Origin of the sequence: Alteromonas sp. AMM-1, assembly GCF_047290655.1 — a bacterium.
GTDB classification, from domain to species: Bacteria; Pseudomonadota; Gammaproteobacteria; order Enterobacterales; family Alteromonadaceae; genus Alteromonas; species Alteromonas mangrovi.
Window position 1 is genome coordinate 1 of record NZ_JBLBUE010000105.1, and the last position, 12137, is coordinate 12137.

Sequence of the window (12137 nt, forward strand, 5' to 3'; positions counted from 1 at the left end):
GCCTGGAAAGTGCTAAAACGCTGATGCTGGACAGTCCGTTTGATTACGCTAAGCAGGCGCTATTGTGTGTACCCAGGTATTTGCCCGAACCTCATCAGCCTGCCATGCGACAAGCGCTGGTGGACGTGAGTATGCGGTTGGTGAAAGCCAGTAACGGGCGCTGCTTTTTATTGTTTACCAGTCATGCTGCTATGCAGGATGTGGCCGCGGCGTTGCAGGAAAAAATAACGAATCCTATTCTGGTGCAAGGCAGTACATCTAAGCAGGCATTGCTAACTCAGTATTTAGCTGATCCCGAAGCGGTATTGCTGGGAACGGGCGCATTCTGGGAAGGTGTCGATGTACGTGGCGATGATTTAGTCTGCGTGCTCATCGACAAATTGCCTTTTGCCGCACCAGACGATCCCTTGTTGCAAGCGCGGCTGGAAGACTGCAAAAAAAATGGCGGAAATCCATTCGGCAGTATACAAATACCGCAAGCGGTGATCACGCTTAAGCAAGGTGCGGGAAGATTGATCAGGGACCCAGAGGACGTTGGCGTGCTGGTAATTTGTGATAACCGTTTGGTGACCAAGCCCTACGCACAGACCTTTTTAGGCAGCTTACCGCCGATGAAGCGCACGCGGGATCTCAGCGAAGTAGAATCCTTTTTAGTGAATACTCAACAACGTCAGAGTGACGTAAAGAAGACCAAGTCATGAATATCTTAGCAATAGATACGGCCACCGAAGCCTGTTCGGTGGCATTACAATTCAACAATAGAATCTATACTCGTTACGAAGTTTGCCCGCAACAACACAGTCAGAAAATTCTGATCATGATAGAAGAGGTCATGAATGAGGCAGGGGCTACGTTAAACGAACTTCAGGTGTTGGGTTTTGGCCGAGGCCCCGGCAGCTTTACCGGCGTGCGTATTGCTACAGGTATCATTCAGGGGCTGGCATTAGGGTCTGGATTACCGGTTGTGGGGGTTAGTACACTGCAAGCCATGGCACAACAGGTAATAGCAAGCCAGGCTGTGGAGAATGTGGCAGTGGCTATCGATGCGCGTATGGGGGAAGTGTATTTTGCGCGTTTTCAAAATAAACAAGGTCTGGCCGTAGCGGATGGCGATGAGCAGGTGCTTTCTCCTGTGCAGGCTGCAACACTAACAACAGCCTCGGATACAGGTTTTGCCGGCACAGGTTGGCAGGCTTATCCTGAACTGGCAGCTGCAGCAGGCAATATTAATGTTAGCGTGTCATATCCTTACGCCAGGCACATGCTTCCTTTGGCAGAGCAGGCTTTTCTTCGCAACGAGTTTACGTCTGCGGAGTCTGTGTCACCCGTGTATTTACGCGATACTGTGACCTGGAAAAAGCTACCTGGCAGAGAATAGCTACGAATTTAGGGCGCTTTTAGCCTTGTTGTTGAAACGTAATACTCACAACAACTAACTAATGATATAGGCTGAACTTACAGGATTAATTCGGGCAGTGTATCGGGAGGTAAAAATAAACTAGCGACCTGCAATTTCCGACAAACATGCATTATCTGCGGTATCGCAAAGTACCCCTAATGTCTCTGTATCTGTTTCAATAATATCTGTTTGTAAAAGATTAGAAACAACGTCTTTTATTAAAGGCTTATGGATTAACGCCATCATTTCAAGGTGGTTTAAGCCGTTGTATGTGTTTAATTGTACATGTTTTAAATGTATATCTTTCCAATCGGATGCTGGTGTTACCCTGTCATCAATAGAAGCGTAAATGTATGTCGGTACTGTGGTCGATTTGAGTCTGCGTATTATGTCTATGTCTTGAGCATCTGCATTTGAATTTTCGTATACTTTTTGAACGGCCTCTTCCACATCTACTTGTGATATGAATTTGGAATAAAATTTTTCTTTGTGCAGTATATCCCAAATAGCGATTGTCGAGTGTTCAAAGTTAGTCATTGGCGCAACCAAATGCAGGTGGGCGTTGTCAACTTTCTCTGAAACAGCTTGGGCTGCAACAGCGCCCATCGAAAAGCCTATTAGGTGAACTTGGTTTGGCTTATTTTTCTCAATGTATGAAACAACTGGCGAAACATAATCTAAGCCGAATTGAAACGACTCAGATTTATCCGCACTTTGAATTACGATCACTTCTGCGCCACTAATGTTTTGTAGCCACTGTTGATGCATATAAATGATTTCGCTTGGCTGACTGTATCCCAAGAATATAAAAATAAGATTTCTATTATCAGAATTGGAATTTGCCAAGTCGGCATTTCTTAGTGTGAAAAGCCACTTTTTGCGGTTTTCATTTATTTCGAAGTTAAACGACAATGTCATGTTGTGAACTTCTGAGTTATTGAGTTTTTGGCCTTTAATGCAATGTGAGTCGTTATCACATAAATCAACTAACACAATATGTTTAGCAATATTGCCTGACACTTCAGGTGTATTGGAAGATACGATTTTATTAGCAATAAAAGTCGAACAACCGCTAAGAAAAAACGTAAAGAAGATAGATATGTACAACTTCATTTTGCCAACTTTCACTCCATTGAATATACAGGTTTACCAATTAATCTATAACGATGTAAGAGTTCAGGTAAATAAAATCAGACAGTTATCTAAATTGCGTGATTAGGGATGTCAAACTTCTTACTGGTGCTGGGTATGACAGGTTTTTACTTTCTACATACGCTATTCAAATTTCCTTGTGTTTATCCAGCTTGCCGTCCATTAAATACTTCACGCGACTCAAAGAGCCACGTTTCTTAAAGATAGGCTTAAAAATTGCAGAGCAATCCGGACGTAAGGGAAAGTGTCAGAGTTTTGCTGGCACTTTTTAGTTTCAAGCACATTCGGAACATCGGCATACTCTGTTAAATGGATATTCGTCAGACTTCCAATATACCTGTCATTGATCGCAGCGACAACCGGCCCAAGCCGGTAAAGCACGTTGTACCTGAAACAGAACAAGTCACAGAGCAAAATAAACGCGCGGTAGTGATTAGCGGCGATGAAGTTTCTTATGCCAAAGCCGACGCATTTCGTACCAAGGCGGGTTATGATAAACCCGCTCCACAGGCAGAGCAGGCTGTGCGGGAGTATCTGAGTTTTGAGCGTGAAACTAAACGCGATTCTGTTCGTCAAATAATGGGCGTAGATATTTACGCTTAATGTCTCCTGATTTAACAAAAATTTCACATTAAAACCAAACGGTGAGTTCAGCTTCCATTCAGGCAACTTTCAGATAATATTAACAAAGCGTGTGACATTTCAGCTTTGACGAAGCCGTACACGCCAAAGTGATCGAGAATGGACCCGTTTGGGTTTTAACAGGGAAGGGTAACGAAGGCTAACAGTGTTGTACTGATTTGCTGTGGACACATTGAGCACAGTGTCAGCGCTGATTTAACTTTTATACATGCCAGACGTCATGGATTTATCAGGTATTTCCCTTATCATTCGTTTCAAATACAAGGGGTGTTTTATGTTTTATCGTGCACTGATCATTGCAGCCGTTTTAAGTCTCTCGGGCTGTGCCATCGTTCCTGATCCAATTAAAGTCGCTGACGACAAAGCGCTGGTAGGTTATTCCAAAGCCGTTGTCGCTGGCGATGGCGTAATTGGCCAACAGGCGCGTTGGGGCGGCATCATTACCAGTGTGGAAAATAAAGACAACAAAACCACCATCGAAATGGTGTACTTTCCGCTGAATCATTACGCAAAGCCCATCACAACCGAGCAAACACCCGGACGATTCAAGGCGGTAATAAACAATTTTGTTGATCCTATTATGTTTGCAGAAGGCCGGTTGGCCACTTTTGTTGGTACGGTTTCGCAACCACTGGCTGGCATGGTAGGCGAGCAGCCTTATATGTTCCCTGCCATATTGGTAGAAGACTATCATTTGTGGCGCGACCAGCAGTTATACAATACCAATTCGGTATTCTTTGATTTTTATGGTGGCTGGTATTCTCCTTTTTACCCGCGCTACTGGGGGCCTTGGGGCCTTTACCATCCAGGATACAGAAGCGGGTTCAGTTTATATCACTACACTCAGAGCCGTTATCACCCCGCAAGAAATGGGCAGGATGACGGTGGAAAGAGTAAGCCCGCACCGCGCACCTACCGTGGCAATAATGGCGAACCGTCTGCTACCTTGCGGGTTCAGCCTCGCGAGCCTGGCAATGTTGTTCGACCAGCCAAGCAACAATAACGGAAAGAGTATGCCGCTTCGCAGGCCAATCTATACCGGTTATAAATAAACAGGCGGCAATTATTTGCCGCCTGTTTTACTTATTGCACCACATCAACACATCAGTACCCTCCCTAGTGTGATGTTTGTTACACTCGGAACAGAGCAACATAATCAGGATCATTTGTTATGCAAGCATGGCAATTCGCTTTGTCTCAAGGTGAACTTCATGGGTTAACTAATAACGGGAAGGGGCCAGTAATGCTGGGGCTGCATGGATTTTTGGATAATGCAGAAAGTCTGGCGTGTCTATTCCCGTATTTCGATAATTATCAATTTATTGCTATCGATCTGCCGGGTCATGGTAAAAGCTACCACCGCCCGCTAGGAGCGAATTACCATCAACTTGATTTTATTCAGGATATCCATGAGTTGATAGAAGCCAATAACTGGCAGGATATCATTCTAATTGGTCACTCATTGGGCGGCATTTTAGCTACCATCTACGCAGGCGTATTCCCTGAACGCGTAGTAAAAGTGGTGTCTATTGATGCCTGTGGCCCTCTAACCATGGAAGCGGATACTAGTGCATCTCAGGTTCGGGAGTCAGTATTAAGCCGACTGCCGAAGCAAAGCAGCAGCTCAGGCTCACGGCCGGTTGATATCGACGCCGCTGTGGCGGCACGTTGCAAAATTAGCGACATTAATGCTGAACATGCACGTGCGATTATAATGCGTAATATTAAGTGCAACGATGAAGGCGAATTTGTGTGGGGAAGTGACCCCAGATTGCGCACAAAATCTACGCTTCGGCTTACTGAATCACAGGCACAGAATTTGATGGAAGCAATTCGTTGCCCGGTCTGGTTTGGCGGCGCTACCGACAGTTTTAAGCACCTCGAAACAATTTATCCAAAACGGAAAATATGGTGGAAAAACAGTCAGATTGAACTATTCTCAGGAGGACATCATTTTCATATGATTAATCCTTCAGCAGTTAGCACTGCAATTCGCAGCTTTGTTGAGGAAATGTAAACAACGTCATTTATCTTTTCGCGAACATCCGATACTATTAAAACAAATCGGACCAGTTTTGAGCGTATGCCGAGGCTGATGCGTGGACTTGTGTGAACAATCATCGTCAAAGTAGAGTTGACAGGAGAGGTTGGTGGAAAAAAACTGGCTTAAGCATTACGACCCAAGAGTAACCCCGGAAATCGACCCGGATCGTTACGCTTCAATCGTTGATATTCTTGACGAATCGGTTGCCCAGTATGGCGATAAGACCGCCTATATCAATATGGGGCAGGAAATGAGCTTTGCCGAGCTCGATATGCACTCTAAGCATTTTGCGGCTTATTTGCAGCACAACGGGTTTGAGCAGGGTGATGCTGTCGCCATAATGATGCCTAATTTACTGCAATATCCGGTGGCGATGTTTGGTATTTTACGTGCTGGTATGACGGTAGTGAACGTGAATCCCCTATACACCGCGCGTGAGTTGAAACACCAGCTTAACGACAGCGGCGCCAAAGGCATTGTTATTGTAGATAACTTCGCTCACACCCTGGAAAAGGTCGTTGCCGAAACGGGCATCAAAGATGTACTAATTACCTCTCTGGGTGACATGTTACCGGCACCTAAACGCTGGGTTGTGAATTTTGTAGTGAAGCGGGTTAAAAAAATGGTGCCCGATTACAACCTGCCGACTGCAAGACCCTTCATGGGTGCACTGCATGCGGGCAGGCATTTAGGGTACCAGAAAGTTGAGATCAGCAACGAAAGCCTGGCATTTTTGCAATACACCGGTGGTACAACGGGTGTGTCTAAAGGGGCTATGCTTACGCACCGCAACATGATTGCCAACTTAGAGCAGGTGTCTGGCATTCTGGCCACGGTGATTACACCCGGTAAAGACCTGGTTGTAACAGCGTTGCCGCTCTATCACATCTTCGCGCTTACCGCGAATTGCTTACTGTTTTTGAAATTTGGCTGTCCGAACCTGTTGATCACTAATCCACGGGATATGCCTGGTTTTGTGAAAGAACTTAGCAAATATCCGTTTGTAATTTTACCCGGCGTAAATACGCTGTTTAATGGGTTACTTAATACCCCTGGATTCAGTGACCTCGACTTCACCAACTTCAAGTTTGGTTTGGGCGGTGGTATGGCTGTACAGCGCCCGGTTGCAGAACGCTGGCAAAAGGTTACAGGCACCGTGCTACTGGAAGGCTACGGATTAACCGAATGCGCGCCGGTGGTTACCGTTAACCCTCCACAATTAGAAGCGTACAAAGGGTCAATAGGTATGCCGGTACCGTCTACCGATATCATGCTGGTAGATGAGAATGGCAACGAAGTGGCCCCCGGAGAGTCGGGCGAAATGTGGGTAAAAGGACCGCAGGTAATGAAAGGGTATTACAAGCGGCCTGAAGCAACCGATGAAATTATTCACAACGGTTGGTTAGCTACAGGTGATATCGCCCGGGCCGATGAAGATGGTTACTTCTACATTGTAGATCGCAAGAAAGACATGATTTTGGTTTCCGGTTTTAATGTGTTCCCTAACGAAATCGAAGAAGTTGCTGCTATGCACGAAGCTGTTCTGGAGGCCGCCGCAGTAGGTGTGCCACATGAGGTCAGCGGTGAAGTGGTGAAACTTTTTATCGTTCGTAAAGATAATTCACTCACAGCCGAAGCAGTGATTGCACATTGTCGTACACATCTTACTGGCTACAAGGTGCCTAAACACGTAGAATTCAAAGAAGAATTACCTAAAACTAACGTCGGTAAAATTCTGCGTCGGGAGCTTAGAAAATAAGCAGCACCCCAACCTGAATAAAGCCGGCGCAACGCCGGCTTTATTATTTATGGATTATATCTTTATACAGGATCAGGAAACCCTTGATTTAGTGTGTGCCAGGGCAGCGCGTCATCGCGCCATTGCTATTGATACCGAATTTGTACGCACGCGCACACTGGCTCCTGCATTGGGTCTGGTGCAATTGTTCGATGGACATCAATTGGCGCTAATCGATCCTCTGGCCATAGACGACCTGAGCTCGCTAACCAATTTGTTGGTTAATCCTCATGTTATTAAGGTATTGCATTCCTGTTCGGAAGATTTAGAAGCTTTTTTAGCAAGCTTCTCTTTGGTACCTACGCCTATTTTTGATACCCAGTTTGCAGCAGGACTACTGGGGCTGGGAACAACCATGGGGTACGGGCGCATGATTGAGATGCTGCTGGAAATTACATTGGAAAAAGGCGAATCGCGCACCGACTGGCTGGCCAGACCGCTGTCTGACAGCCAATGCCGCTACGCAGCTGACGATGTACTTTACTTGCTCCCTGCATTTGAGCAACTCTATGACATGGTGGTAGCCAGAGGGAAACTGGATTGGGTGTTTTCGGAATCTGCCGCGTTGGCAGATAAAAAGAAAGCAAACATACCAGCCCAATTCGCCTATCTGCAAATCAACAATGCCTGGAAATTATCATCGCAGCAGTTAACTGTGTTAAAGCATCTGGCAGCATGGCGTTTAACCCGCGCCCAGCAAAAAGACATGGCACTGAATTTTGTATTCAAGGAAGCGCACTTATTCGAATTGGCTTTGCGTATGCCACAGTCTAAAAATGCATTGTCGCGCATACACTGCTTAACGCCACAGGAGCGCCGTTTAAGACCAGAAATTTTGCTGGATGTAATTCAGAATGGATTAGACGAATTCGACAATACAGCGCCGGAAGATCATATTCCACGTATTTTAAGACTGATTGATTTTCCACAATACAAACAAACGCTGGCAAGATTTAAACACGCTACAGCCGAAATAGCAGTAGAACATGGCGTGAGTGAAGAAGTCATTGCCTCTAAAAAGCAACTCAACCAACTGCTAAAATGGCATTGGTTTGACATTGACGAATGCCGGGTGCAGGGATTAAAGCCTGATGTATTAACCGGTTGGCGTGCAGCGTATTTTGAACCTGTCGTAAAGGCAGTTCTACATTCAAACAAATAGGTAAGACATGTTATTAGCAGTATACAAAACCGCAAAAAAAGCAGGCATGTACCTGTATGTGGCTAAAAAAGATGATTTCTCCGCAGTGCCAGAGGCGCTGATGAGCCAGTTTGGCAGACCTCAGCTAGTGATGATGTTGCCATTATCAAAGCGAGAGGCGCTTGGCGGCGTAGATAAGAGCAAATTAATTGACGCCATAAACGACAAAGGCTTTTATTTACAAATGCCACCAAAAGAAGAAAACCTGCTTGAAGTGCACCGGGAAAGCCTGGGGTTAGACAGTAAACCTTCACAAGCCTGAAAATAAACACATGAAAATAATTAAACATCTAACAGCGGCGATGTGTACTTTGCTGATGTCAGTGGGTAGTTACGCGGCCGACAGTAAAGACGCCGAATTCGACCTCTATAAAGAAACGCTAAAGCAGGAAGCTGTTGCACAAGGATTTGGCAAACAGTTTGTTGACAACGTATTTGCTACCGTATTCTATCGCCCGACGGTAGTAAAAGCCGACAATAACCAGCCTGAAACAAAAATTACCCTGGATAAATATTTAACCACCCGGGTGCCAGACTGGAAGGTACAGCAAGCCATTACGTTAATGGAAGAGAATAAGGTGCTGCTTACCCAAATTGGACAGCAATACGGCGTACAGCCAAGATTTATTGTGGCGCTGTGGGGTAACGAGTCTAATTTTGGGAAAATTCAGGGTAGTCACCCTGTATTGTCGGCATTGGCGTCGCTGGCGTTTGAGGGCCGTCGCGAGGATATGTTTAAAAAGCAATTAATGGCCGCGCTGACTATCCTGCAGGAAGGCCATGTGGCTCTGAAAGATTTTAACGGCTCCTGGGCTGGCGCTATGGGGCAAAGCCAGTTTATGCCAACGTCATTTTTACACTACGCAGTAGACTATGACGGCGACGGTAAGAAAGATATCTGGAGTACGCCTGCAGACGTGTTTGCCTCTATCGCCAATTTCCTGTCTTCTGAAGGCTGGCAGAATGAGGGGACCTGGGGACGCCAGGTGTCAGTAATCAATAACTTTGATTTTGCGCTGGCGGGATTAGAAAAAGAAAAGTTCAAACCACTGTCGTACTGGCAGGCGCAAGGCGTTCGACGCTACGATGGGAAAGATTTGCCAGACGTAGACATTAACGCATCGCTTATCATGCCCGACGGAGAGAAGGGCCGGTTATATTTGGTATACCATAATTTTCATACCTTGATGAAGTGGAACCGCAGCAGCTATTTTGGGGTTTCGGTAAGTTATTTGTCAGAACGAATTAAGCGGGGTCACTAATGTATCAACACCTGAATTTGCAAGGATTACCGTTTGGCTTGCCTGCTGGCAAAGTCGTCTGTGTGGGGCGCAATTATCTTGATCATATTAAGGAACTCAACAATGATGTGCCTGCCGAACCACTGTTGTTTTTAAAGCCAGCCACGTCGTTGTGTTCGGTTACTGAACCGGTGGTTATTCCAACTCATCTGGGGGCTTGTCACAATGAACTTGAAGTCGCTGTTCTGATTGGACAAACACTTACGCGTGCAACGCCTGCACTGGCAACGGCTGCGATTGCAGGCGTAGGGCTTGCTCTTGATCTCACGCTTCGCGATGTTCAGGATAAGCTAAAGTCTGATGGACATCCGTGGGAACGGGCAAAAGCATTCGACAAAGCGTGTCCGGTAAGTGCTTTTGCACTAGCGAATGAGGTTGCTGATTTACAGGATCTCACTTTTACGCTCACTGTGAATGGTGAAGTAAAACAACAGGGCAACACCAGTATGATGATGCGGGATATTCAATCGCTTCTGGTAGCCATTTCTGAGGTATTTACGCTTGAGCCCGGTGATATTGTATTAACTGGCACACCAAAAGGCGTGGGGCCGCTACAACCGCAAGACTCACTAACGCTGAGTATGTCGCCTTGGTTTAACATTGAAACCCGGGTGGTAGGAGCCTGATATGGAACGCTTTTGGGAATCCAAATCACTGGATGAAATGAATCAGGCTGAGTGGGAATCCATTTGCGATGGTTGCGCTAAATGTTGTTTGCACAAGTTTATAGACGATGATTCAGTCACCGAAGCAGAATCCACTGCGCATATTCAGGCCGGCGAAGTGATTCACTTTACCAATATAGCCTGCGATTTACTGAATACAAAAACCTGCAGTTGTACACAATATGCCAGGCGCACCGAGTTCGTGCCTGATTGTGTAAAGCTCACCCGGGAAAACCTCAAAGAAATCTTTTTTATGCCACCCAGTTGCAGCTATCGCCGTTTGCACGAGGGTAGAGGATTACCCAGTTGGCATCCCTTGCTCAATCGCGGTAAAAAGACAGCCATGCACAAGGCGGGTATGTCTGTGAGGGGGAAAACCGTACCTGAGAGCGACGCTGACTTAGACAACTTTGAAGACTACATTGCCATTTGGCCGCTGGAAGATCTCGAATAACGCAGACTACGCAACGCTATATCAGAATGCTGAATAACAAAGCATCCTCGCCAAATACGCGGCGCCGACACAATCCTTCCTGTTGAGCACCCAGTGCCTTCGCCAGTTTTATGCTGGCGATGTTGTCGGGGAGTGTCAGATATTCCAACCGATTGAGTTTTAACGGGTGGGTCGCCAGATCAATCAGGCGTTGACAAAGTGTAAACGCAACCCCTTTTCCTCTGGCCTCCGGAATTAACCATAACCCCAAATTCGCATTGCGATGAACAGGGTGAATGTAATTCAGAATACCCATGCCCAGGCATTGCTGCTGCCAAATCAACAAATAGCAAACACCGTAGCCAATATCGCGTTGTTTCTCTAATGCATCCAATAGCAGTTTAGCGGTGCGTGGCGTAGTAGGTACCAGGCTGTTACCCATCCAGGGTTTAACTGAATCAAATGCCAGCTTACCAGCTTGCGCAACGCATTCTGCGTACTTACTGTTTGCGCGGATCAAATGAATTTGCCCCGCATCGGTACGGATCGGGGCAAGGCGAACAGGAACGGTACTGAGGTCTATCAAAAGGCTTTCTTGTCGATTAAACGCGCACTAAGCACCAAGGCAAACACCACAAAATAGGCTGCAAAGATAATCTGCATCCAGTGGGCCATACCCATTGACAAGAACTGCCAGCTGTTTTCCAAACAATCACCTGGCGCAGCAAATACAGAAGGCAACCATTCGTGCAGCGGTGCCCAGCTTGGGAAGTTAGGGAAAATCTCGCAACTGGCAAAGAAAGGATCATCAGCCTCGATAATTTCAACGTGCTCAGAAGCAATCAAATAGCCCTGAACCGCGCTATATGCCCAAAGGCCAAGTGCCAGGAAGCGGGTAACCGCTTTGTTGAACACTACTACCAGCAATCCGGCCAGTACAATGCCCCACATGGCAGTTCGCTGATAAATACACATAATACAGGGGGCAAGACCCATGACATGTTGAAAATACAGCGCTGTGCATTCCAGTCCAAAAGACGTTAAAAATAACACCAGCCAGGCAGAGCGTTGCTCTGCCCACTGGCTCAATCCATGGATAAACTTCATCCTACATTATGCTCCTAGTGCCCACTGTTCGCTGATGGTAAGGCAGAATGGTGTTCAATCAGGTGCATGTCGTATAACCACTGTGTTGTATCTGCCAGACCGATATAGGTTGCGCCAAGACCTACAAATGTCAGCACAATAGTGTAAGGCAGCGCCATTACCACCATTCGGCCATAGGATAAACGCAACAACGGGGCAATAGCGGAGGTCAACAGGAACAAAAATGCAGCCTGACCGTTAGGTGTCGCAACGCTTGGCAGGTTAGTTCCGGTATTAATGGCCACTGCTAACAGGTCGAATTGATCGCGGGTGATCTGACCTTGCTGCAGGGCTGTAGTCACTTCGGTGATATACACGGAGCCTACGAATACGTTATCACTTACCATGGATAACAC

At 46.4% G+C, this 12137-nt stretch carries 14 protein-coding genes and 1 pseudogene; 11 read left to right on the forward strand and 4 right to left on the reverse strand.

The window, feature by feature from the left end; translation table 11 throughout:
• The coding region (locus ACLR2L_RS14450; protein WP_413368994.1) for an ATP-dependent DNA helicase at positions 1-701 on the forward strand (701 nt) is incomplete at its 5' end.
• Positions 698-1378: a tRNA (adenosine(37)-N6)-threonylcarbamoyltransferase complex dimerization subunit type 1 TsaB gene (gene tsaB, locus ACLR2L_RS14455; protein ID WP_413368998.1), complete on the forward strand. Its 681-nt coding sequence runs from the start codon at positions 698-700 to the stop codon at positions 1376-1378. The genes ACLR2L_RS14450 and tsaB, both read left to right, overlap by 4 nt.
• A 120-nt stretch (positions 1379-1498) precedes the next feature.
• Here the strand turns inward: tsaB and ACLR2L_RS14460 are convergent, their stop codons facing one another.
• Positions 1499-2512 (reverse strand): hypothetical protein, encoded by a 1014-nt coding sequence (locus ACLR2L_RS14460; protein ID WP_413369000.1) that lies wholly within the window; start codon positions 2510-2512, stop codon positions 1499-1501.
• A 348-nt stretch (positions 2513-2860) separates the two neighbouring features.
• Between ACLR2L_RS14460 and ACLR2L_RS14465 the strand changes: the two genes are divergently transcribed.
• The 9 genes from ACLR2L_RS14465 to ACLR2L_RS14505 all read left to right on the forward strand — a co-directional run bounded on the left by ACLR2L_RS14465 (position 2861) and on the right by ACLR2L_RS14505 (position 10656).
• The gene (locus ACLR2L_RS14465; RefSeq protein ID WP_140956536.1) at positions 2861-3154 is read left to right on the forward strand and encodes a hypothetical protein; all 294 of its coding nucleotides are present in this window, start codon (positions 2861-2863) and stop codon (positions 3152-3154) included.
• Positions 3155-3467: 313 nt separating this feature from the next.
• The gene (locus ACLR2L_RS14470; RefSeq protein ID WP_413369002.1) at positions 3468-4196 is read left to right on the forward strand and encodes a Slp family lipoprotein; all 729 of its coding nucleotides are present in this window, start codon (positions 3468-3470) and stop codon (positions 4194-4196) included.
• A 168-nt stretch (positions 4197-4364) separates the two neighbouring features.
• Complete coding sequence (locus ACLR2L_RS14475) at positions 4365-5210, forward strand: alpha/beta fold hydrolase (RefSeq protein WP_413369004.1); 846 nt, start codon at positions 4365-4367, stop codon at positions 5208-5210.
• 133 nt (positions 5211-5343) lie between these two features.
• Positions 5344-6996, forward strand: a complete 1653-nt coding sequence (gene fadD, locus ACLR2L_RS14480) for a long-chain-fatty-acid--CoA ligase FadD (protein WP_140956539.1) — start codon at positions 5344-5346, stop codon at positions 6994-6996.
• 49 nt (positions 6997-7045) lie between these two features.
• Entirely contained in the window at positions 7046-8197 is a 1152-nt protein-coding gene (rnd, locus tag ACLR2L_RS14485) for a ribonuclease D (RefSeq protein WP_140956540.1), read from the forward strand.
• 7 nt (positions 8198-8204) lie between these two features.
• Positions 8205-8498, forward strand: coding sequence for a YcgL domain-containing protein (locus ACLR2L_RS14490; protein WP_413369007.1), 294 nt, complete (start codon positions 8205-8207; stop codon positions 8496-8498).
• A 10-nt stretch (positions 8499-8508) separates the two neighbouring features.
• Positions 8509-9498 (forward strand): lytic transglycosylase domain-containing protein, encoded by a 990-nt coding sequence (locus ACLR2L_RS14495; protein WP_413369009.1) that lies wholly within the window; start codon positions 8509-8511, stop codon positions 9496-9498.
• Entirely contained in the window at positions 9498-10163 is a 666-nt protein-coding gene (locus tag ACLR2L_RS14500; protein WP_413369011.1) for a fumarylacetoacetate hydrolase family protein, read from the forward strand. The genes ACLR2L_RS14495 and ACLR2L_RS14500 overlap by 1 nt, the downstream gene beginning before the upstream one ends.
• Position 10164: 1 nt before the next feature.
• Positions 10165-10656: a YcgN family cysteine cluster protein gene (locus ACLR2L_RS14505; RefSeq protein ID WP_413369013.1), complete on the forward strand. Its 492-nt coding sequence runs from the start codon at positions 10165-10167 to the stop codon at positions 10654-10656.
• A 16-nt stretch (positions 10657-10672) separates the two neighbouring features.
• Here the strand turns inward: ACLR2L_RS14505 and ACLR2L_RS14510 are convergent, their stop codons facing one another.
• The 3 genes and pseudogenes from ACLR2L_RS14510 to ACLR2L_RS14520 all read right to left on the reverse strand — a co-directional run.
• Positions 10673-11221, reverse strand: coding sequence for a GNAT family N-acetyltransferase (locus ACLR2L_RS14510; protein ID WP_140956545.1), 549 nt, complete (start codon positions 11219-11221; stop codon positions 10673-10675).
• Positions 11218-11742 carry a disulfide bond formation protein DsbB gene (gene dsbB, locus ACLR2L_RS14515; protein WP_413369015.1) on the reverse strand — a complete coding sequence of 175 codons (525 nt, stop codon included), beginning with the start codon at positions 11740-11742 and terminating at the stop codon, positions 11218-11220. The genes ACLR2L_RS14510 and dsbB overlap by 4 nt, the downstream gene beginning before the upstream one ends.
• Before the next feature lie 14 nt (positions 11743-11756).
• Positions 11757-12137: pseudogene (locus ACLR2L_RS14520) on the reverse strand (sodium/proton antiporter); the annotation flags it as partial.